The following is a 21,160-nucleotide window of genomic DNA, read 5'->3' as shown; positions in this document are numbered from 1 at the left end:
CCAGCACACCCCAGCAAGAACACCACCGGACGACGGCAACTGGAGCACGCACGCATGGATCGCAATACAGTCAACTGGCGCGGCTACATCCCCGCAATCACCACACCATTCACCCGCGAGGGCTCGCTCGACATCGACGCGTTGCACGTGCAGGTCGCCTGGCTCGTCGACGAGGGCATCCAGGGTGCGATCCTGGCCGGCACCAGCGGCGAGTGGTTCTCCCTGTCCGCGAAGGAACGCGCGGAACTGTTCGCGGCGGGCGCGGAGCACCAGAGCGGCGCCTTCCCGGTCCTCGGCGCCTGCAATGCGTTCACCCCGCAAGAGGCAATCGCCCACGCCCGCGCGGCGGAGGCGGCAGGCCTCGCCGGCATCCTCCTCACCCCGCCGCCCTACATCGTGCCCAACGGGAAGGAGATCGTCGCGTTCTACCGGGCGGTCAGCGATGCCACCGACATCCCGATGACCGTGTACAACTGGCCGCGCGGCTGCGTCGTGGACATGGACGTGGAACTGCTGACCGAGCTCGCGCAGATCGAGAACGTCGTCGCGATCAAGAACTCGACGGGAGACTTCGCGAGCTTCCTCGCCGGGATGTACGCACTAGAGGGCAAGGTGCGGTACTTCGGCCTGCCCACCAACGCGCTCGGCGCCGACCTTGCGATCCTCGGCCACGGCGACGGCCTGATGGGAACGGGCGGGATCCTCGGCCGCGACCAGGCCGACTTCTGGAACGCCATCGACGCCGGGGACCGGGAGCGCGCAGTCCAACTGGGCAAGAAGGACCGCGTGTACATGGACGCGTGGTTCCGTCCCGACTACGGCGTGCAGTTCGGCAACCAGCAGGCGATCATCAAGACCGCGCTGCGGCTGCGTGGCATCCCCGCGGGATTCGTGCGGGCGCCGCTCCTTGAGCTCACACCGGACGAGGTCACCCGCGTCGAGGCGACCCTGCACGAGCTCGGCATTGACACGCACCCCCTCGCCGATGACTGAGCGGTACGACCTGGTTGTCGTCGGCGGCGGGCTGCTCGGCTGCCTCACGGCGTGGATGGCCGCCCGCGACGGTGCACACGTGCTCCTGGTCGACAAGGATCAGGTGAACCAGCACGCCTCGGGCCAGAACGCCGGGAGCCTGCACTTCCAGCTCGAATACCGGATGGTCGAGGCAGGCCAGGAGGCCGCGCGCGTCGCCGCGGAGGCGATGCCGCTGCACCTCGACGCCGCCGCGATGTGGGCACGCATGGAGGACGAGATCGGAGAGCCCCTCGGCGTGCGCCAGACGGGCGGGCTCATGGTCGCCGAGAACGCCGACCAGGTCAGGATGCTTGAGTTCAAGGCGGAGCTGGAACGTTCCTGGGGCCTCGATGTGCGCACGCTCGATCGCACCGAACTCGACGCCATCGCACCGTACCTCTCACAGAACATCCTCGCAGCCAACCTCAGCGCGCTGGAAGGAAAGGCGGACGCCCGCATCGCCGCTCCCGCGGTCGGCCGCGCGGCCGTCGCAGCCGGGGCGAGCGTGCGCACACGCTCCCGCCTGGTCGGCGCGCATCGCGTTCCGACCGGATGGGAAATCACCCTCCGGGAGACGGGCCGCGCAGGAGACGAACGGACCCGCATGGTCCGGACCGCCGCAGTCGTGCTCGCCGCCGGCGTGTGGACGACCGAGCTCGGGCAGATCTTCGACTCCGAGCTCCCCACTGTTCCCCTCGCCCTCACGATGACCGTCACCTCGAAGATCCCCAAGCTCATCCCGCACCTCGTTCAGCACGCAGGCGCGCGCCTGTCGCTCAAGCAATCGCTCGACAGCACGGTCCTCATCGGCGGCGGGTGGCCGGCACGTCTGATGAGGGACGCGCACGGCGCCCCGGCGTTCGACCGCAAGCACCAGCTGATCCCGCAATCGATCGCCGGCAACGCGCGTGCGGCCGTGAACACCGTTCCCGCACTGGAACGCGTACCCGCCGTACGCAGCTGGGTCGGCGCAACCACGGTGGCACCCGACCAGCTCCCGCTCGTCGGCGCGGTCAAGGGCGCGCCCGGGGTGTTCGTCGCCACCGGGGGATCGGCGTTCACCCTCGGGCCGAGCTTCGCACGGGTGCTCACCGGCCTCATCGCCGGGCGCTCACCCGATATCGACCTCGCACCGTACGACCCGGCTCGCTTTGCGGAAAGGAGCACCTCATGACCACAGACACTGCCTGGCGTCGCACTGCGCAGGAGCGCGGCGACGCCGTGACGATCGGCGTGAACGGCGACCCGGTTCGAGCCTGTTCGGGCGAGACGGTGGCCACCGCCATGCTCGCCGAAGGGGCCACGTTCGAACGAGACCGCACCGGGGCACCCCGGGCGCCGCTGTGCAACATGGGGACGTGCTTCGAGTGCGTCGCCACCGTCGACGGCCGACCTCTGACCCGCACCTGCCTGGTCCCGGCGCGCGAGGGCATGGTCATCGAGACACCAGGGAGGCTGTGATGTTCGATGTCGCGATCATCGGCGCAGGTCCGGCGGGCATGTCGGCGGCTCTCACCGCAGCCGACCATGGTCTGACGGTCGTCGTCATCGACGAGCAGCAGCGGGCGGGCGGGCAGATCTTCCGCCAACCGCCCGAGGCCTTCACCGGAAGCATCCTGCACCCCACCGCCGGCTACGACTGGGCCACCGAGCTCATCCAGCGGTTCGAGCAAGACCCGCGACTGACGACGGAGTTCGGCTGGTCGGCGATCGGTGTGCTGCACGACGACGCAGAACCGGACGGTCTGTGCGTGGCGATCAACCACCCGGAACACGGCACTCGCGTGATCGTCGCGCGGCGGCTGCTGATCGCCACCGGCGCCTACGACCTCCCCGTCGCCTTCCCCGGCTGGACGCTACCCGGAGTCATGACTGCCGGCGGTGTCCAGACCCTCGTCAAGGCACAGAAGATCGCACCCGTCAGCGACGTCGTGCTGGCCGGGGCGCATCCGCTGCTGCTGCTCGCGGCCGACCTGCTCGTCCGCGACGGCGTCCCCGTACGCGAGGTCGCGTTCGCGCAGAGCATCCCGACGCCGATGGACATGCTCCGCGCCCTCGGCGCCGTACCCGGTCATCTGCGGATGCTCGCAGAGACGGGCGCGATCCTGGCGCGGCTGGTGCGCAAGGGCGTCCGAGTCTCGCCCCGGACCATCGTGACGGCCGCCCACGGCACGGAACGCGTCTCCCGTGTCGAGCTCGCCCGGGTCGACCGGCGGTGGGAGGTGACTGGCGCACCCCGCGAGATCGCTGCATCGCATCTCGTGCTCGGCTACGGCTTCTCCGCGTCGACGGAACTCGCCCGCCAGATCGGATGCGAGCTTGCGTTCGACTCGCCACGGGGCGGCTGGGTGGTCGCACACGACGAACGACGGCAGACATCCGTCCCTGGAGTGTTCGTCGCCGGCGAGCCCACAGGCGTCGCCGGCGCCGACCGGTCCCGCGCCGAGGGCGCGCTCGCGGGTCTCGGGATCGCCGCCGACCTCGGCCGCGCCGTGCCCCCCGCGGCATTCGCCGAAGCGGAACGTGACATCCGTAAAGCGACACGATTCTCCACCGTGGTGCAACGCATGTTCGAACCGACCCGCGAGGCACTCGGAGATCTGGCGATGCGAGAAACCACCATCTGCCGATGCGAAATGGTCACACGCGGCACAATCGACGACTTCCTCGCATCGTCACCATTCGTCAGCGGCGTCAACGCCGTCAAGCTCTCCTGCCGCACAGGCATGGGCCCCTGCCAGGGACGCTACTGCGAGAGCAGCGTCGGCGCGATCCTCGCATCGGCGCGCGAGCAGCCGATCGGGCTCGGCGGACGCTTCTCCGCCCACCTGCCGGTCAAACCTGTGCCTGTCGGGGACCTCCGAGGCCTCGACTCGGCTGCCGAACAATCCGCATCGGACGCATCGGATCCTCTTCGTTCGTGACCGGTATGCCATGGCCGTTGGACATCCCCAGCTGATCTCCGACGGTCGCGGGCACGAGTGCCGCGGATCGGGAGTCCCGTCATGGGCTGCGACGCGGCGGCGGATGCCGGTGAGGCCGGAGCCGCCCTTCTCGTCGCCACCGCCCCGGCCGTCGTCCTCGACGCGCAACAGGAGCCAGCCGCCCCGGCTTCGGACGGTGACGGTGGCCTGGGCGGCGCCGCTGTGTTTGGCGATGTTGGTGAGGGCCTCGGCCATCACGAAGTAGGCGGTCGCCTCGACCGAGGAGGCGCACCGCTCCGGCAGACGGGCGTCGGTCCGGCAGGGCACCGCGCAGTGTGCGGCCAGCCCGAAGAGCGCGTCGGCCAGGCCGCGGTCGGCGAGCACGGGCGGCAGGATGCCGCGAGCGACGGTCCGCAATTCGGCCAGCGCCTGTTCGGCGGCGGACTGGGCGCGTTCGAGAAGTTCATCGGCGCCGGCCGGGTCGCGGGCCCGCAGACTGAACCTCGCCCCGAACACCGTCAAGCGCTACGCCCGCATCCCTGCCGCGGCCAACGTCAACGACGCCAGTTACCTGCCGTCACCACCGACTACGGAACAGAGCCGGTCGATTGACAGTCCCCGCCGTTTCTCTACCCGCACCAGAGCCGCCTTCTCAGGGCTCTCCAGCACTGCCCGCAACGACGGCATCCGCCACCTCCACATCACCAGGACGAACACGACGGCCTTATTAGCCTGCCCGGAACATGCAGCAACCACAACCGACCTGCAGAAACCCGGAGGTGTCGTACGTCATCGACGTCACCGGGGTCGGTGAGGCGTTGCTGCCGTACCGGACCGGCTTGCGCATCGTCTTCATCAGGTGCGACGCGTCGTAGGTGTACTGGTAGTGGTCGTCGTCCTCAAGACTGGGCGAGCGGGGGCCCACGCCGTAGACGTCGGTGAGGTTGTTGTCGGAGTCGTATCCGTAGGTGACCTTGCGTCCCGCGCTGTCGGTGAGGGAGGTGATGTGGCTACTGGCCCAGGTCAGCGTGTAGACGCGGCCGCGCGGGTCGGTGATGGTGTGCAGCTTGTCCTTGCCGTCGTGGGCCAGGGTCGTGGCATACGACGGGGTGGCTTTGCTGCCGATCAGATCCTTCTCGGAGACCAGGTCTGGAGCAGTGGCTGGAGTGGCAACTGCGGCAGGTCCGGAACCGGATCCGGGCGCTGGAGACCCAGGAACGGCCGTCTTGCTGGGGGGCACCAGCGGGCCAGGGCCGCGAGCTGCGAGCCGTGGGTCGCCGGGGGCGGTGTCCAGATCGCTTCTTGCGCAGTGGTTCCGTCCACGCGATTCATTCCGCACTGCGGTCATTGTTGCGGGTGGTCACGAATGGTGCCCGTTGGGGACGCGGAGGGCGAGGACGGCGATGTCGTCATGTCCGTCACCTGGATGCTGGTCGGCAAGCGTCTCACACAGTTGTGCGGGGTACTGGTCGGCATGTGCGGTGGCGATGTCAGCGAGGGTGCGCAGGCCGTCGGTCAGGGAGTGCTGGTGGTGTTCGACCAGTCCGTCGGTGTAGAGAACGATGGTGGATCCCGGGGGGAGGTCTTGGGAGTGGTCGTGGCGGGGAAGGCTGAGGTCAACGCCGAGGGGTAGGCCGGGGTCGCGGTCGAGGTACTGCGCCGGGCGACCCGGTGCCAGAAGCAGCGGTGGGGGGTGCCCGGCGTTGCTCCATTGCAGAACCCAGGCGTTGTGGTGGCGATGTACGCGTGCTACGAGTGCGGTCGTCACCAGGTTGCGGGGGATGGCGTGCAGGGTCAGGTCGAGCTGGGTCAGGACTCGGCTGGGGCGGTGGAGCCGGGTGTGGAGCAGGGCGCGGAGCATGCTGCGCGTCTGGGACATGGACGCGGCGGCGGCCATGTCGTGCCCGCAGACATCACCGATGGCCAGGTAGCAGGTGTCGTCGGCAGTGGCCAGCGCGTCGTACCAGTCCCCTCCGAGTTGGTTGGGCTCGGACGCCGGCCGGTAGACCGCGGCGGTGCGGAACGGCGGCCTGTCCGACACCTCCGGCAGTAGCAATCTTTGGAACTCCTCGGAGTCGGAGCGGACGTGCTCATACTGGCGGGCGTTCTCGATGGCCACGGCCGCCGCTCCTGCCAGAGCCACGATGATGTCCTCGTCACGGGAGTCGAAAGGAAGGCCGTCGCCCCTGTCCGCAAGATAGAGGTTTCCGTAGACGCGGCCTTGCACGGTGATGGCTACGCCCAGCAGCGTCTTCATCTGCGGGTGGCCGCGCGGGAAGCCGGCCGACGCCCGGTGGTGCGGGATGTCACCGACTCGCAGGGGCTTGGGGTGTTCGATCAGGTAGCCGAGCAGCCCGCGGCCCTGCGGGAGATCCCCCGCCAAGTCGGCGCGTTCTTGCTCGGTGAGGCCCTCGGGGATGAACATCGACAGCCTGCGGCCGTCCTCGCTCAGCACGCCGATCGCACCGTAGTGAGCGCCGACCAGTTCCATCGCACTGGTCACGATCCGCCGCAACACCCGCCCCAGATCCAGATCACGGCTGACCGACAACATCGCCGCCAGCAGCGTCTGCAATTTCTGTTGTGCCCGACTCAGATCTTTTAGCTGATCGGCGATCCCAGCAGGTCGCCGTGCAGCAACTCGGGACCGGCATGGTCATGCTCTTCTTCACCATCCACAGCAGCAGGCTCCTTCGTCGGGTCTGAACAAAAGGTGGGTATCAGCGCGACCAGCACACAACTCGCCACGCATAGCCTAAATGTTTCCTATGGGTTATTTTCTTCTATTTCTTCCCTTTAAGGCCGTGCCCTACATGGTTAGTTTGAGGAGCCGTTTGTAGCAGCAAAGGGCGGCGGCAAGTCCGAGAAAGGCCAGGTGCCGGAAGGCCCATGCCCTGGCAGTCGATCACGCTCATTGACCAGGGGCAGCCGGGCCCGAACGGGGCGATGCCGAAGCGCGCACCGGCCAGCAGGTCCTTGTAGCGGACGCGGTCGCAGCGGTCGAAGACGACCTGCACGTGCGGCAGGTCGGCGAGCTGGTCACGCATCTTCTCGGGGCTGTCGTCCGGGCCTTTGCGCTCCGCCCGGCGCTGGCCGAACAGGTCCATGACCCGCAGCCTGACGGTGCCGGACGCGACCAGGTCGCGGGCCAGGTCCACGAACTGCCCGGTGCCGTAGTGCGCGTACAACTGGTGGTTGCAGACGCCGATCGCCCCGGCGCCGGAGGCGGGCTGCGTGGTGGCGGGGTCGCGTACCAGACGCTCGTCACGCGGGGCGGGCACCACTCGCAGCTTCTCGCCGAGGTCCACGGCCATCCGGGCGGCTGCCGCCGACACCCAGGACGCGGCCGTGGAGGAGTGGACCAGCACCCGGTCACAGGCGGCCAGTCCGGCGGCGAACGCCAACAGCACCAGCCGCCCGAGCCCCGCGTCGTTCAGGGACGGGGCGAGCTGGAGCTGGCCGCCGCCCGTGTAGCCGGCCACGGATCCCTCACCCCGCAGCACTCTGCACCTCACCAGTCCAAGACCGCGGCGAGGGATGATCCCCCGAGGGGGGCGATGTCGTCGGACCCGGTGGTGATCTCGTCGTCGGTCGGCGGGCGGAATGCTTGAGGCTGGGTATGGATCCGCTACTCGTGCTGGTGGTGGACCTGCTCCTGGAGATAGTCCCAGGTGGTGTGGTGACAGCGGACGCGTGCTAGCCGGACACCGGCAGCCTTCGCCACTTCGTCGTTCCGGCTGACGTGTTTCCGGGGCCAGGAGTCTGCCGCAACCGGCTTTGACGGTGCGGGCGGCGTTCTGCTGCGGCCGGGGTCTTGTGGGTGGCCGACGGATGCCGGGCCGCCACGCCAGGCTGGACTTTCGTCGTTGGCCGTCGCGACCAATGGCTGGCGCGGAGCGGGTTGAGAGGGGCTTACTGACTTCGGCGTATTAAGACGTGCCAGTCGAGCGCAACGAACGACCCTGCTCACGCAGAGGGTCCAGCGCGCACCGGTCGTAGAGATCACATGCGTCATAACATCGGAGAACGGGACCTGCCAAGCAGCGCCGGTGAGCCGCCTATGTCGGTGCTCCTCGCTTAGATTGTGCTGGAGCAAGCGGAGTTGACCTGCAGCAACGCGGTCCGGAGCCGTTGCAGCACGAGCATTCAGACCTCTCGGCACCCCTTGGCGGAGCCGGCTAGGTCGGTTCGGCGCCGACGGCCGGTCTGAGGAAATGCCACGTACGCCGCCGATGCCGCGGACGCACGGGGCACGGATCGGGGGGTGGGGCGCTGCGGAGGAAGAGGGTCGGGGCGGGGTGTCCCGAAGCTCCGCGCGGGGACTCTGATCTGCGCACGTAACCTTGCACAGACACCCTGAATTAACCGTTTTGTGATGATTTGGTGTGTCATTCGCGTCCAATAATCGACTACGGAAGGCCCGGAACCGGGTGCGGGAGCTTGAGATCCAGGAGGAGCAGGTCTCGTGGTGATCTTCGGCGCGAGCAACTTCCCGGTCCCCTACTCGGTCGCGGGCGGTGACACGGCGTCGGCCCTGGCCTCTGGCTGTCCGGTTGTCGTCATTGCACACAACGGCCCACCCGGTGCCTCCGAGATCGCGAGTTGGTCATGGCGGGCACATGTCGCGGGCCATGGGGCTGATCACCGCGAGCCGGGTGCTCGGTGGTAGTCCAGTTTCTGGATTTCTCCCTTCAGCACCTCGGCGGCTTCGCCCTTCCAGGCGATTTCGTCGACGAGCCGCTGGGCGTCGGTACGGACGTGCTGCCAATGGTGGTGCCTCACCTGACGGTCACCGTAAGAACCAATGCCGCCATTCCAGCGACAACACGCCATCGCCCTGGCTCGGACGGCATCGGTGGGTCGGTCACTGCAGGCGGGAGACCTGGTAGTGGGCGATGGCCCAGCCATCGTCGGTGCGGCGCAGCAGGATGCTGAGGTTGGCATTGACGGTCGGCCGGTCGGTGAAGGTGAAGTCGACCTCCAGGTAGCCGAGGATCAGGTCGTCGGCGAGACGTCGGGTCTCCAGGACGTGGTAGTCGGCGGTCATGCCGAGTGGCTGGGAGGCGTAGTAGGCGGCGACACCGGGGCGTCCGACGCTGTACGGGTGGAGGCCCTGGAAGATGGCGTCCTCGGTGAACTGGGCGGCCACCAGGTCGGGTTGATGGCCGTTGACGGCGGCTTTCCAGCCGTCGAGGGCGGTGCGCAAGGTGGTTTCGTCGTGGGTGGTGGTGTGGTTCATGGCGGTGTCTTCCCGACGGTTGGCGGGTGGTGGGTCAGTGGCCGGCGCTCATGCCGCCGTCGACGTGGAGGATCTCGCCGGTGACGAACGGGGCGTTCTCCAGGTAGAGCACGGCGTCCACGATGTCGCTGATCTCGCCGAGGCGTCGGACGGGGTGGAGGCCGGCCAGGTAGGCGTGGGTCTCGGGTGCGTGCATGGGGGTGCGGATGGTGCCCGGGGAGACGGCGTTGACCCGGATGTTGCGGGTGGCGTACTCGATGGCCAGGGACTTGGTGGCGGATTGCAGGCCGCCCTTGGTGAGGGAGGCGAGTACGGAGGGGACGCGGGCGTCGGCGTTGTCGACGAGGCTGGTGGTGATGTTGACGATATGTCCGTGGCCCTGGCTGAGCATCTGGCCGACGGCGAGTTGGGTGAGGTGGAAGAAGCCGGTCAGGTTGACACCGGTGACGGCGGCGTAGTCGGCCGGGGTGTAGTCGGTGAAGGGCTTGGCGACGAACAGCCCGGCGTTGTTGACCAGGGTGTCGATGCGGCCGAATCGTTCGACGGTCGCGGCGATGAGGCGTTCGGCGGTCGCCGGGTCGGAGATGTCGCCGGGGACGGCGAGGACGCCCGCGTCTGCGGACGGGGTGATGCCGCGAGAGGTGGCGACGACGTTGTGGCCGAGCTTGCGGTAGGCCTCGACCAGGGCGGCTCCGATGCCCTGGGAGGCTCCGGTGACGACGGCGACCTTCTGCTCGAACGTGGACATGGCATACCTCCGGGAGGACCGGCGTGAGCGCGGTCGGGTGAGTGTGTACGGCAGCGTCATCGGTCACGCGCGGAGCCCTGGTCCAGGGCCCGGCGTCTTGTTCCGGTCGACTCCTCGACGGTAGGCCGCGTGCCGGAACACGGGCAACGCCAAACCGCCCCGCGCCGCGATCGGCTTCCTCCCTGCCGGGAGGCGCAGCCTCCCAGCCCAGATCAGTGCCCCGACGCTAAGCGGATCGCGGACCGCCGCCGGGCAGCCAGGCGTCCAAACCGGTCAGCCCGTGCTCGTCGGCCTCGTCGGCCGCGTCGCCGAGTGCGTCGACGACGGCCAGCACCGCGGCCCGCTGCTCATCGGCGCGCCGGACCACGAACCACGGCCAGTGCACCTCCGGCGAGACCACCGGGCGCTGGACCAGGTCCGCGGGCAGCGCGGCGTTCTGCCCCTTGGGACAGTTGAGGACCGGACGGCCGAGCCGGCGGACGTGGTCGAAGTAGGCCGAGCCGGTGATTCCGCTGTCGGAAATCCGTTCCGCCGGGGCGCCCGTGGCACGGACCAGCTCCTGCGCGTAGACGTTCCACGACGCCCACGAGATGACGTCCTCGCCCAGCAGCACCACCGTGTCCTCGGCGCGCACCGGCCCCGTGGCGGCCCCGGCGGAGACGGCGCACAGGCGGTCGGTGCCGAGCAGACGGGCCTCAAGGCCGAGCCGTTCCAGGTCCTCCTGCGGCACCCAGCACACCGCGAGGTCCAGACTCCCGTCGGCCACTCGGGTGGCCTGGGTGTGCGAGGGCGCCACCCAGGCGTCCACGTGCACGGTGGCCACCGCCGACGTCCGGCCGGAGAAATCCCGTGGCAGCCAATTGACGTACCCCACCCGGACCGGCTGTGCGGACGACAGGCAGCCGGCCCGGTGCCGCAGGTCGTCGGCCCGCTCCAGCAGCGCGCGCACGTGCGGCAGCAGGGCGGTGCCGGCCGGGGTGAGGGCCACCGAGCGGCGGTCCAGGTCGAAGCACTACCCCGAGGTCGCGCTCCAGCGCCTTGATCTGCTGGGACAGCGACGGCCCGGCGATCAGCAGCCGGGCGGCGGCCCGGCTGAAGTTCAGCTCCTCGGCGACCGCGACGAAGTACCGCAGTTGGCGCAACTCCGTGATCCGCATGCTACGGCCGGTGGGAGGCTGCGCCTATCAGTCGGGAGGATGCCGGTCGTGGCACCGGGCGCGTGGCGGTCCGAGGATGGACGGACAGCGGGCAGTGGGTCACCGAGACCCGAAGACCACAGGAGACGCAGGGACGGAGCCGGGCCATGAAGGACTTCCTGGTCGAGATCACCACCGACGTACCGCAGGACGTTCCCGCCGAAGAGGTGGACCGCAGACGCGCCGCCGAGACGGCCCGCGCCCGTGAACTGGCCGCCACCGGGCGGCTGTTCAGGTTGTGGCGGCCGGTGGGGGAGAAGCGCAGCATCGGCATCTGGCGAGCCGCCGACGAGGCGGAGCTGCGTACAGACGTCCTCGGAACCCTGCCGTTGTGGCCCTGGATGACCGCTGTGGTGACCCCACTGGAACCGCACCCGAACGACCCGAGTACGCACACGTGAGCACCACCCCTGGACGGCAACCTGATTTGCATGGCTCCGCGCCACCGACAGAACCTGCCACCTCGCCTACATCCTGAGGGAGGCCTGGGGGCATGGGCCACGCAACCGTCTGCACGTGCCTGCTGCTGACCAGAGCCAGAAGCAGGGGTCCGGCGGCCCGTTATCCCGAAGCGGGCAACTGCTTGTGCAGGTCCGTGCCGTGGAGAACGCGCGCTCGCCCGTCGTCATGAGATGCGCCGTGCCGTATCCCTGGGCGGAACGCCCAGCCAGCTCGGGGTCGTGGTGCAGCATCCGGGCCGCGTCGGCGAACGTGATCCGCTCGAACGGGCCGTCACCGGCGGCGATCTCCTCCAGGTGGTCGAGCGTGCCCGCCTGGGCGCGGATGGTGTCCGGGCAGGCGGCGAGCAGGTGCCGGGCCAGGTAGCGGATGTACTCCTCCATGATGGACATGGTGGTGTCCAGGCCGCCGGGCAGCTCCGCTTCGCTGTGGAAGAACTGGCACAGGTGGGAGGGGTCGGGGTCCTCACCGCGGAAGGACGGCATGAGGTAGTAGCAGCCCGAGCCGGCCAAACGGCACCCGTACTCCAGCGCGAACTGCATCGAGTCCGCCAGATACACGTCGCGCCCGAACATGCGGGCCTTGACCGGCTGGGAGTCGGAGCCGAGGCCCATCGGGGAGGAGATCGCTCCCGTGGTCACCGGCAGATGCAGGGTCGGCACGCCGCGGGCCGCCCAGAACCGGGCGGTGGCGTACGACAGGGCGTCCTGCACCGTGACCAGCGTGCGGCCCCACGGAGAGTCCATGAGGTCCAGATACCGGCCGGGGTCGGACCACAGCGGCGGAGCGGCGGTGGCGGTCGTCATCAGTTCGTCTCCAATTCCGTCAGGGGCACGGGCGCGTGCTCGAAGTGGGGGTCGTAGGCTCCCGGCTCGATGAACAGCTCCGGCTGCTCCGGGACGTCGTCGCGCGCCGGCCGGCGAAGGACGAGTTCCAGGACCCCCAGGTGGGCGTGGTTGTCGTTGAAGACGTGGCTGACGTTGCGCCACTGCTCGCGGACCCGGACGCGCTCCTGGGGCGGCAGCGCTTCGATCCGGGGGGTGTTCGTCAGGGCGTCGGCGTAGGCGTCGACCACGTGTTCGGGCCGGGCGGCCATGGGTCTGCGGTCCAGGTGGTAGACCTCCCAGCCGTCCGGTGCGAGGTCGGTCAGCCACTGCTTCCACCTGTGCACGGGCACCGTGAACCCGAGGACGTTGGCGAGGCGGCCGGACAGCTCGGGCGGCGGGGTGCTGCGGTTAGTACAGGTGGGTGATCGACACCATGCCGAGCGGGCGCAGGACGCGGCGGATCTCCGAGAACGCGGCGGGCCGGTCGTCGACGAATCCGAGCGCTCCGCCGCACACGACGGCGTCGAAGGTGTCCGCGCCCCAGGGGAGGGCACGGACGTCGCCGGTGTGGAAGGCGACCCGCTCGCCGATGTGGGCGGGTAACTGGGCGGCAGCCCGGTTGGCTTCGGCGACGGCGGCCGGGTTGATCTCGATCCCGTCCGCCAGGCAGCCGGTGAGTGCGGCCAGCTCGATGGACGTGAACCCGGTGTTCGAGCCGACTTCGAGCACGCGGTGACGGGGGCCGAGGTGCATCGTGTGGGCGAGGCGGGAGACGGCCCGCTTGCCACCGGGGCACCGGTTGGTCTCGCCGACCAGGGCGAGCAGGTCGACGTACGGCATGGGCTCGCTGATCGTGGTCACTCATCCTCCTCGTAGGACAGATAGGGCGGGGCGCTGGGGATGTGGGCAGCCGGGACGGGGTCTGTGTGCGCGATCGCGGTGGCCGCCGCGGTCAGGGCCAGGCCGAGGGTGAGGGCCGCACGGACCGCTGCTCGGGGGTACACCACCCGGAGTTCTTCCACCCCGCATGGCGTGTATTGAGTGAACCGCCGGGCACGCAAAGTGAGTACGGTGGTGTCGCTGCCATGCCTTGAACACCTTGAATTCCGGGGGGACTTGCACCGTGGTCACACGCGAGCGCACTCCGAATGAGGATCTGATCAGGCTGTTTGCTGAGACCGAGTGGACGAACGGTGACTTCATTCGGGCCGTGTCCCGGGTCGCCCGTGAGCGGGGCCGCGAGTTCGGCTATGACGAGTCGTCGGTGCGGCACTGGATGACTGGCGCCCTCCCGCGTCCGCCGGTGCGGCCTCTGATCCTGGAAGCGCTGTCGCGGCGTCTCGGGCGGCCAGTCACAGCGCACGAAGCCGGGTTCACCGCCGGCCCTGACCTGACGGCCGAGCCGGCGGATACGGTGGCAGGGCTGACGGATCTGGGGAGGACGGACATGGACCCGTCGAGGCGGACCGTGATCAGGGGCGTCGTGTACTCGGCGGCGCTCGCGGTGCCCGGATGGCAGGAGATCGACGCGTGCCTGTCCCGGCTGGATGCCGACCCGCACGCCCGCATCGGCATGACCGAAGTAGAGACGGTGGTCGCGATGACGGATCGCATCAGCACCCTGGATGACGAGTACGGCGGTCGCATGGCCCGGCCGATGGCGGCCGCATTCCTCGTCAACACGATCGTCCCGCACCTCAAAGCGCGGGCGTCGGAGCCGGTACGGAAGGCGATGCTGTCGGCGGCCGCGGACCACCTCTACCTCACCGGCTACATGGCGATGGACGAGCGTGAAGACGGGCTCGCACAGCGGTACTACATGAAGGCTCTCGACCTTGCGCACCGGGCCGGGGACCACCTCACGTACTGCACGACCCTGCGCGGCATGAGCGTGCAGGCCGTGGACCTCGGCCACACCCGGCAGGCGGTACGGCTGGCGGAGTCGGCTTCGTCGGCGTCCCCGCAGGCAGGCCCGCGGATGCTGGCGTTCCTGGCCGGGCAGCAGGCGCATGCTGCCGCGCAGGACAGCGATCGCCTGGCCGCCCTCGCCCACCTCAAGACGGCCGAGATCGCGATGGAGCGGGCCGAGTCGAGGGCGAAGGCCCTCGGGTCCTACAACCCCAGCGCGCTGAGCTACCACGTCGGTCAAGTGCGGTTCGAACTGGGCGACGTCACCGGGTCGATCGAGTCCCTGGAACTCGCCGACCGGCTCCGCGAGCCGACCCACCGGCGGACGCGTGTGCGGTACAACGCGATGCTCGCCGAGCGGCAGTGGCAGGCAGGACGCATGGAGGAAGCCGTCGCCACCTGGGGCAAGGTGCTCGACGACTACCCGCACGTGCAGTCCGGGCGGTGCGACGGCCGGGTCCGCACGTTGATTTCCACCATTGCGCCGCGCACCACGAACCCGCTGGCCAGGGACCTGCACGACCGCGCGAAGGCGCTGCTATTGCGCTAGGTCCTGTCCGGCGGATCGGGCCAGGCGCAGATCGATCCAGGGCACGGTGTCGCCCTCGCGCAGCAGATAGCGTTCAAGCTCGACGAAGCCGTGCTCCTCGGCGAAGCGCAGTCCGTCCGGGTTGGAGGCCAACACCACGGTTTCGATCACCTGGGCGTCCAGTGCGCGTGCCTGGCCCAGCATGCGCTCGTAGAGCCGGGTGCCAAGGCCGTGGCGGCGGTACTCGGGCAGGACGCGGGCGATGACCGTGGCGGTTCCGCCGTTGTCACCGGTGGGCGGGCGCACGGTGGTGCAGCCGACCAGGATGTCGCCGAGGTAGGCGACCTCCATGCGGTTGCGGCTGGTGCGGGTACGGACGTCGTCGAGAGAAAGTACGTCACCAGGGATGATCAAGTTGTGGACGTACTGCCAATCGTGGATCGAGGCATCGTCCTCCACCGCTTGGATGCGAAGGTCAGTCATCGGCCCAGCGAACCGGTGCGCGCCGCGGCGCGTCAACCGCGATTGTTGTGCGGGGAATTACAGGTCAGGGCCGCGAGCGGCGGGGCAGCTTGACCACCTCGGTACGCTGGTCCTTCGGCCGCTTCGGCGCCCCTGTACCTGACGGACGTCAAAGGGCAGCGATTCCTCTGCGGACCGTCGTCGCCGTCTCCTTGCTCGAGTGAGGTTCGTGTACTCACCGGTCCCTCGGACAACTGACCGACGGCACCATCACCCACCACCAGGTCAACTGGATCTCACCACTCAAAGAACGCACCACCGTGGTCACCGGTGACCATGGCATCCTCGGCGCCGACACCCTCACCGCCGACCTCTCCTACTGGGCCAACGGCTCCACCCACACCCAGTGGGACGCACTCACCGCGTTCCGCGCGGTGCCGCCGTCACCGAAGGAGACGTCACCTGCTACGCAATCCCCAAACGAGAACCCCTGATCGCCGAACACGAAGCCTTCCGCGACCTGGTCCTCGGCCACAGCCAGCGCACCGCGACCCTCCACGACGGACTGCACGCCGTCCTCGTGGCCAACGCAGCCCTCCACGCCTCACACACCGGCACCACCACAGCCGTCCCCACCCCAGAACAACTCCATCACCCGTAGCCCCAACCTGACAGAGGGGGTTGGCCCCGCGGAATGTGCGAAGTGACCGCAGGGCCGAACCATGAGCACCGTCCTGTCAGGGCGCCCACGCCCGACTGTACGAGCCGCAGTGGTTCACCGCCCGGTCAGCTCCTGCATACTGACTCTGGCCTCGTGAATAGGGTGGCGGGCCTGCCTCGAAGTTCGAGATCATCCGGTTATGTTGGATGGCACGGCAGGACAGGACCTTCCGGTCGGTTTCGGGTTCCGGCCGTATCGCGGCGACGAAGACCACGGCGCCATGGCCGCGGTGCGGCTGGGTTGTGCTGAACCGGACCGGGTCGATGTCCATTCTGTTGTCGAAGGGCTCCCGACAGCGGCCCAGATCGCCGAAACTTCTGCCAAGTTGGAGGAGCCGTCCAAGAACCAGACCCTGGTGGTGCTCAACGGGAGCGTCGTCGGCTACTCGACGATCCGGTGGTGGCAAGAGCGGGACGATACGTGGCTGTACCTGCACCGCGGCTACCTTTTGCCCGAGCATCGTGGCCAGGGCATCGGCTCAGCCATGCTGAGCTGGGCCGAAGAGCGGATCCGCCAGCTCGTCGAACAGCATGGAACGGCGCGGACGGCAGTGATCGGCGCGAACGCCGTGGCCTCCGAGCAGGACGCCACGGCGCTACTGCTCGCAGCCGGCTACCGACGTGTCTTCAGCCTGGTCGAGCTGGAGCTGGGCGATCTGCAGCAGTTGCCCGAGCCGGGCAGCGAGCTGCCAGCCGGGATACGGACAGGGCCGATCGGGACAAGCCACTACCGCGCAGCCTGGAGAACGGTCGTTGATTCGTATGCGGGCACCGGTTTCACTCAGAGATGGCCTTTCCAGGACTTCGTCGACACCGCCGACCCGGCATGCTGGAGGGCTGCCTGGGACGGGCAGGACATGGTCGGCGTCGCCCTCTGCTCCATCCGCCGTCACGAACACACCGTGGGCGAGGTCGAAGAGCTGAGTGTCCGGACGGACCAGCGACGCCTCGGAATTGGCCGGGTCCTGCTGCTGGACGGGCTGCGGAGCCTTCGCGAGCAGGGTGCAACGACCGCTCGGCTGTTCACGGGCACGTCAAATCCGCACCGGTCCTACGACCTTTACGAGAGTGTGGGGTTCCGGCGGCAGAACGAGTACGTCCGTTACCGCAAGCCGCTTGGTTGATCGACCGACCATTGGGCTGTCTGGTCAGACCACAGGATCTGGCAATACCTCCGATACACGCGCCATGACGGTGCCAGTCGCGCCCACGCCACCCGTCGAACCGGCCTCTACCCGTAAGGAGCAGCGACGTCGGCGTGATCCACGACCTCGACCTCACCGCAGTGGTGTGGCCGGTGACACAGGCGGTGGCGCCGGCGCGGCCGAGTTCGATGGTGAGGGCACGTCCGGCGCCGCAGGTGGCCCCGACTACGTGTGCGGTCCGGCCGGAGAACGGGCATTTCTGGCCGGGGTGCTGGGTGTGCCTGTCCTGGTCCATGGCAGGTGGCAGGGGGCAGGCCGAGCTGAAGCACGAGGAGCTCTCGTCCGCGCCCAGCAGGTCGCAGAGGTCGTGGTGTAGCGCGATGGCAACCAGTGCGAGGCCGCGCGCCGATCAGACGACAGTCAACCGGCTGGTCCGCAAGACCCGGACCGCAGCCGCCACCGGAGGTTCGGTGAGATCGTCTCCCGCACGAGCTATTCCGACGCGATAAGACGGGGTCCCGCGCGTTCACGTAGGACCACCCCTGCCTGTTCGTCGGCCTCGTCCTGGTCCACGGGGGTGAAGTCCTCGGGCGTCTGGCCGGCCCGCGTGTTCTGTCGTATCCGCAGCAGAGTGCGTGCGAATTCCTTCACCCGTTCGAGGTAACAGGGGTGTGTGGTGCGGGGGATTCGTTGACAAGGTTGTGGATCTTCGAGGGTTCCGGTAAGGGTGGCGCGGCGGGGGCGCGGGGTGGCGGTGGTTCGCGCGGGTGCACTCGCGGCTCATCGGATTCGAGGCATTCGCGGTGGTTGCCCGTTTCTTCTGACCGGTTTTGACTGACTGTCGATCCTTTTTGTGCGAGTGGTTGATTCATTGATCACCGCGCGGGGTGATGGGCACCCGTACCCACAGCGCTACTTTCTGGCACCAGGCGGGTGCGGAAGGTAGTACTGTCCGACTCCCGGTTCTTCGCCGGGCAGGCAAAGACCCCGGCTGCTGGTTTGGTCGCCTCGCCGGGGTCTCTTGTCGCTTCTCAACGTCAGTCCGAAACCAAGAAAGAAGGGAATCCCCTCGTGATTCCTCACCGACGCCGAACCTGTTTCCCCGCAATCGCATCTGCGGTCGCACGGAAACTGAGTCGCGAACGTATCATCCCTGCCCCGCACATGGTTCAAACACCTCAGCGGGATGTCATGGCTGTCACCGTGCGGGGAAGCCTGCTCGTCATTACTCTCTGCCTGCCTCTTCTCGCGATCCCGGGCTCTTTCGCGTCCCGGATGCTGCCCTTCTTGGCGCTGTTCCTGACGGCATCTCACGGATCCTCGCTGGTCTACCGGCGGGTCCGCTGCCGCTGACCCGACAGGCCGTGCGGCGGGACACCCGACCCGCCGCACGGCCGCGGCCCAGGAACGCCACCGCGCCAACCGGGCGGGCGGGTACAGATACCCGTCCCGGCACCCCGAAAGAGGTCATCCATGTCCATCCGTTCGCACCCCGGCCCCGAGCGGCCGCTCCGGCCCGGACCCGCCATCGACGCCGACCGGGCCGGCCGCTGCACCGAATCCGTCCGCGACATTGCCGAGGACTTCACCGTCCTCGCCGAAGCCCTCATGCACAGCACCTACGGCTCCGCACCGACCACCGAACTCCTCCACATCATCATGGGGCTCGAGAACCTCGTGCAGCAGGCGATCGCGGCCCTCGTCGTACGCCAGCGCTCCCAGGGCAAACCGCTCAGCGACCTCGCCCCCATGCTGAACCGCACCGAGGACCGGCTGCGCAAGAAATACGACCCGCAGACCGTCGACCAGACCCTGGCAACCCGCCGCCGGCCCATGCGCGCAACCCCCAGCACCCAGCCCCCCGAGAGCGAAGTACCCACCGCGAAGAACCTGCTGCGTCGGCCCCGCCAGCGCCTGGCCTGCGCACTCACCCTCATGTGGACCCGGTCCGGTATCTCCCAGCGCGCGCTCGCCGAGCGCATGAACGTCGACCCGTCCTACGTCTCACGCATGCTCTCCGGTGAACGCGACGTCTCCTGGCAGCACTTAAAGATCATCACCGACACCTGCGACGGCAACCCCGACCTGATGAAACCCCTCTGGGAAGCGGCCGCCGGAGTGCATCCCGCCGGCACCGAACCCGCCCGCTACCTGCGCACCTACCTGCGAGCCCTCCAATACGCCGCCGGATCCCCGAACGACACGACGATCCTCGCCTCCGCCCAGCACACCATCACCGCCGCCGAACTCCACCGGGCGTTCAACGGACCCGGCGTCCCCGACTGGCCGGTCGTCGCACAACTCACTACCACTCTGCAGAGCCTGCCCGACATCGCCCGCCCGCTGTGGCGCCAGGCCCGCTCCAGCTGCGAGACCACCATCTCCGCCGAAGCGTTCGGCTGACCACGACCGGCAGGAGAAGGACCATGAAACCCGCCCCGCTCACCGTGCTCACGAACGCCTTCTACGCCTTCTACGACCTGCACCGCCCCGCCTACCACGCCTACGCGGCAGCCCACCTGCCCCCGGAAGAAGCCCAGATAGCCGTCACCCACCTCTTCAACCTCGTCGCAGGAAACTGGACCACCGTCGTCGCCGAGAGATGCCCCTCCGCCTGGGCCTGGCAAAGACACACCCGCGCCGTCGCCCGCCGCAACGGCCGCACCTTCACCGCCATCGAGGACGCCCACCTGCTCCACGACCAGCTGCTGCTGAGCATCGATCAGATCGCCACCGTGACCGGCACCGAACCCGCGACCGTCACCGCTCTCCTGGCCGCCGCCCACCGCTCGGCCCGCGCCGGAACAACCCGCCCGCGGCCCTGGACGGCCAGGCCCACACGCAACACCCCCCGCCTTCGCACAGCCGCAGTCTGACCAGCCGCCCCTCCTTGCGCGGGACCCAGACAGACTGCGCCCAGAGCCGCGGGTGGGGTGGCACGTCACTGACTTCAGCTTCGCCGCAAAACTTTGGATGACAGGGTTCCCTCGTTCTGAGGCCGACTGGAGCGCAGCCAATCTGCACTCCTTTGTCCTGTGACACCGATCTTTGAGCTTGTGCCATCGAACTTTGAGTGGTGCTGCTCGTCACCGTGCCGAGCCACGCTGGTTGGCATCGCCCTCCCTCAGCGCCCCCGACGGGCTTCCTGCGGCAGATGATGGGCTCGGCGAACATCAGCGGCAGCAGGGCCATGCACTTCATGACCGGCAACCTGTCGCACCAGATCGAGCACCACCTGTTCCCGGACCTGCCGAGCAACCGGTACGCCGAGGTCGCGGTGAAGGTGCGCGCACTGTTCGAAAAGTACGAGTTGGAGTACGTCACCGGGCCGCTGCCCAAGCAGGTGTTCTCCGCGTGGCGCAAGGTCTTCCGGCTCTCGCTGCCGAACAAGAAGCCCAAGGTCAAGACGCCGGACCGCGAGCAGGAGCTCATCGCGGCCTGATTGGAAGATCCAGCCGCAGCGGTCGTCGGCGGCGGCTCTGGTGCACCGCGGGGACTGTGCCCTGTATCCGGTCGACGGTGGATTCCTCACCCGAGAAGAGGTGGTGATCGCCTTGGCGGAGCCGGACATCGAGGCGTGCCAGATCTGCAGGCCCGAGACGGGACTGCAGCCGCAGTAGAAGGGCGCCAGGGCCAGGTGATGTGTGGTCCGGCGACAGTTGTCACCGGATCGCCGTGGAGACCTCCGCCCGGCTGCTGTCAACGCCTGGGAGTAGGAGTTGTCACCTGCCGCGGATGTGCGGGGTACATCAGCGGCGTGCTGATCACTCATCGAGCCGACGTGGCACAAGGCCTCACCGGAGCGAGGAGGGATCACCAATGCCCGCCAGCAGTTGGAACTGCCATTCCGGGTCAGCTTGGCCGATGGCCAGGCCGACCCATCGATCCGAGTTTGGCAACCGCCACGTCTGCATGCTGCCGGCGACACCGCAAAGGAAGCTGAGCGGTTCGCGGGCCGGGGGGTTCGGGCCGGGGTCGTCGAGCCCGAG

The 21,160-nt window shown here is 68.6% G+C and carries 23 protein-coding genes and 3 pseudogenes; 12 read left to right on the top strand and 14 right to left on the bottom strand.

All coding sequences use genetic code 11. The features are described from left to right. Positions 1-54: 54 nt before the first annotated feature. The 4 genes from ACFYY7_RS41730 to ACFYY7_RS41715 are packed head-to-tail and all read left to right on the top strand — an operon-like array spanning position 55 to position 3,938. Positions 55-993, top strand: coding sequence for a dihydrodipicolinate synthase family protein (locus ACFYY7_RS41730; protein ID WP_388670516.1), 939 nt, complete (start codon positions 55-57; stop codon positions 991-993). Next, complete coding sequence (locus ACFYY7_RS41725; RefSeq protein ID WP_388670513.1) at positions 986-2,188, top strand: NAD(P)/FAD-dependent oxidoreductase; 1,203 nt, start codon at positions 986-988, stop codon at positions 2,186-2,188. Before ACFYY7_RS41730 ends, ACFYY7_RS41725 begins: the two co-directional genes overlap by 8 nt. Further along, on the top strand, positions 2,185-2,475 hold the full coding sequence (locus ACFYY7_RS41720) for a (2Fe-2S)-binding protein (protein ID WP_388670510.1): 291 nt from the start codon (positions 2,185-2,187) through the stop codon (positions 2,473-2,475). Before ACFYY7_RS41725 ends, ACFYY7_RS41720 begins: the two co-directional genes overlap by 4 nt. Further along, entirely contained in the window at positions 2,475-3,938 is a 1,464-nt protein-coding gene (locus ACFYY7_RS41715; protein ID WP_388670507.1) for an FAD-dependent oxidoreductase, read from the top strand. The genes ACFYY7_RS41720 and ACFYY7_RS41715 overlap by 1 nt, the downstream gene beginning before the upstream one ends. Before the next feature lie 72 nt (positions 3,939-4,010). Here the strand turns inward: ACFYY7_RS41715 and ACFYY7_RS41710 are convergent. From ACFYY7_RS41710 to ACFYY7_RS41675, 8 genes and pseudogenes are all read right to left on the bottom strand, one after another. Next, positions 4,011-4,430 (bottom strand): annotated as a pseudogene (locus ACFYY7_RS41710) (sensor histidine kinase); the annotation flags it as partial. Positions 4,431-4,665: 235 nt separating this feature from the next. Beyond that, a complete protein-coding gene (locus ACFYY7_RS41705) occupies positions 4,666-5,178 on the bottom strand; it encodes a hypothetical protein (protein WP_388670504.1) in 513 nt (170 codons plus the stop codon). A 120-nt stretch (positions 5,179-5,298) separates the two neighbouring features. Then, complete coding sequence (locus tag ACFYY7_RS41700) at positions 5,299-6,513, bottom strand: PP2C family protein-serine/threonine phosphatase (protein WP_388670501.1); 1,215 nt, start codon at positions 6,511-6,513, stop codon at positions 5,299-5,301. 208 nt (positions 6,514-6,721) lie between these two features. Then, positions 6,722-7,420 carry a hypothetical protein gene (locus ACFYY7_RS41695; protein ID WP_388670498.1) on the bottom strand — a complete coding sequence of 233 codons (699 nt, stop codon included), beginning with the start codon at positions 7,418-7,420 and terminating at the stop codon, positions 6,722-6,724. Positions 7,421-8,579: 1,159 nt separating this feature from the next. Then, positions 8,580-8,720: a hypothetical protein gene (locus ACFYY7_RS41690; RefSeq protein WP_388670495.1), complete on the bottom strand. Its 141-nt coding sequence runs from the start codon at positions 8,718-8,720 to the stop codon at positions 8,580-8,582. 82 nt (positions 8,721-8,802) lie between these two features. Beyond that, positions 8,803-9,177, bottom strand: coding sequence for an SgcJ/EcaC family oxidoreductase (locus tag ACFYY7_RS41685; protein WP_388670492.1), 375 nt, complete (start codon positions 9,175-9,177; stop codon positions 8,803-8,805). A 34-nt stretch (positions 9,178-9,211) separates the two neighbouring features. Further along, the gene (locus tag ACFYY7_RS41680) at positions 9,212-9,925 is read right to left on the bottom strand and encodes an SDR family NAD(P)-dependent oxidoreductase (protein WP_388670489.1); all 714 of its coding nucleotides are present in this window, start codon (positions 9,923-9,925) and stop codon (positions 9,212-9,214) included. 226 nt (positions 9,926-10,151) lie between these two features. After that, a pseudogene (locus tag ACFYY7_RS41675) lies at positions 10,152-11,082 on the bottom strand (LysR family transcriptional regulator). Between the two features lie 146 nt (positions 11,083-11,228). Here ACFYY7_RS41675 and ACFYY7_RS41670 point away from each other — a divergent pair. Further along, the gene (locus ACFYY7_RS41670; RefSeq protein WP_388670486.1) at positions 11,229-11,522 is read left to right on the top strand and encodes a muconolactone Delta-isomerase family protein; all 294 of its coding nucleotides are present in this window, start codon (positions 11,229-11,231) and stop codon (positions 11,520-11,522) included. A gap of 66 nt (positions 11,523-11,588) precedes the next feature. Here ACFYY7_RS41670 and ACFYY7_RS41665 read toward each other — a convergent pair whose 3' ends face one another. From ACFYY7_RS41665 to ACFYY7_RS41650, 4 genes are all read right to left on the bottom strand, one after another. After that, positions 11,589-12,386 (bottom strand): amino acid--tRNA ligase-related protein, encoded by a 798-nt coding sequence (locus tag ACFYY7_RS41665; RefSeq protein ID WP_388670483.1) that lies wholly within the window; start codon positions 12,384-12,386, stop codon positions 11,589-11,591. Beyond that, positions 12,386-12,751 carry a hypothetical protein gene (locus tag ACFYY7_RS41660; protein WP_388670480.1) on the bottom strand — a complete coding sequence of 122 codons (366 nt, stop codon included), beginning with the start codon at positions 12,749-12,751 and terminating at the stop codon, positions 12,386-12,388. The genes ACFYY7_RS41665 and ACFYY7_RS41660 overlap by 1 nt, the downstream gene beginning before the upstream one ends. A gap of 64 nt (positions 12,752-12,815) precedes the next feature. Next, complete coding sequence (locus ACFYY7_RS41655) at positions 12,816-13,268, bottom strand: class I SAM-dependent methyltransferase (protein ID WP_388670477.1); 453 nt, start codon at positions 13,266-13,268, stop codon at positions 12,816-12,818. Then, positions 13,265-13,414: a hypothetical protein gene (locus ACFYY7_RS41650; RefSeq protein ID WP_388670475.1), complete on the bottom strand. Its 150-nt coding sequence runs from the start codon at positions 13,412-13,414 to the stop codon at positions 13,265-13,267. Before ACFYY7_RS41650 ends, ACFYY7_RS41655 begins: the two co-directional genes overlap by 4 nt. 440 nt (positions 13,415-13,854) lie before the next feature. On the opposite strand from ACFYY7_RS41650, the gene ACFYY7_RS41645 reads away from it, so the two are divergent. Then, a complete protein-coding gene (locus ACFYY7_RS41645; RefSeq protein WP_388670472.1) occupies positions 13,855-14,865 on the top strand; it encodes a transcriptional regulator in 1,011 nt (336 codons plus the stop codon). Here the strand turns inward: ACFYY7_RS41645 and ACFYY7_RS41640 are convergent. Then, complete coding sequence (locus tag ACFYY7_RS41640; protein ID WP_388670469.1) at positions 14,854-15,327, bottom strand: GNAT family N-acetyltransferase; 474 nt, start codon at positions 15,325-15,327, stop codon at positions 14,854-14,856. The two genes, ACFYY7_RS41645 and ACFYY7_RS41640, sit on opposite strands and share 12 nt — an antisense overlap. A 385-nt stretch (positions 15,328-15,712) precedes the next feature. On the opposite strand from ACFYY7_RS41640, the gene ACFYY7_RS41635 reads away from it, so the two are divergent. The 6 genes from ACFYY7_RS41635 (at position 15,713) to ACFYY7_RS41610 (ending at position 20,791) form a co-directional block, all read left to right on the top strand. Continuing rightward, positions 15,713-15,967: a hypothetical protein gene (locus tag ACFYY7_RS41635; protein WP_388670466.1), complete on the top strand. Its 255-nt coding sequence runs from the start codon at positions 15,713-15,715 to the stop codon at positions 15,965-15,967. Positions 15,968-16,166: 199 nt separating this feature from the next. Further along, the gene (locus ACFYY7_RS41630; protein WP_388670463.1) at positions 16,167-17,150 is read left to right on the top strand and encodes a GNAT family N-acetyltransferase; all 984 of its coding nucleotides are present in this window, start codon (positions 16,167-16,169) and stop codon (positions 17,148-17,150) included. 1,494 nt (positions 17,151-18,644) lie between these two features. Beyond that, positions 18,645-19,574, top strand: coding sequence for a helix-turn-helix domain-containing protein (locus ACFYY7_RS41625; protein ID WP_388670460.1), 930 nt, complete (start codon positions 18,645-18,647; stop codon positions 19,572-19,574). A 23-nt stretch (positions 19,575-19,597) separates the two neighbouring features. Beyond that, a complete protein-coding gene (locus ACFYY7_RS41620; RefSeq protein WP_388670457.1) occupies positions 19,598-20,047 on the top strand; it encodes a hypothetical protein in 450 nt (149 codons plus the stop codon). Between the two features lie 197 nt (positions 20,048-20,244). Further along, complete coding sequence (locus ACFYY7_RS41615; RefSeq protein ID WP_388670454.1) at positions 20,245-20,613, top strand: fatty acid desaturase family protein; 369 nt, start codon at positions 20,245-20,247, stop codon at positions 20,611-20,613. Between the two features lie 7 nt (positions 20,614-20,620). After that, positions 20,621-20,791, top strand: a complete 171-nt coding sequence (locus ACFYY7_RS41610) for a DUF6233 domain-containing protein (protein WP_388670552.1) — start codon at positions 20,621-20,623, stop codon at positions 20,789-20,791. A 174-nt stretch (positions 20,792-20,965) separates the two neighbouring features. On the opposite strand, the pseudogene ACFYY7_RS41605 reads toward ACFYY7_RS41610, so the two are convergent. Next, positions 20,966-21,160, bottom strand: a pseudogene (locus ACFYY7_RS41605) (hypothetical protein); the annotation flags it as partial.

Source organism: Streptomyces sp. NPDC001933, assembly GCF_042890955.1.
Lineage (GTDB): Bacteria > Actinomycetota > Actinomycetes > Streptomycetales > Streptomycetaceae > Streptomyces.
This window is presented reverse-complemented; position numbering and strand designations above follow the sequence as displayed.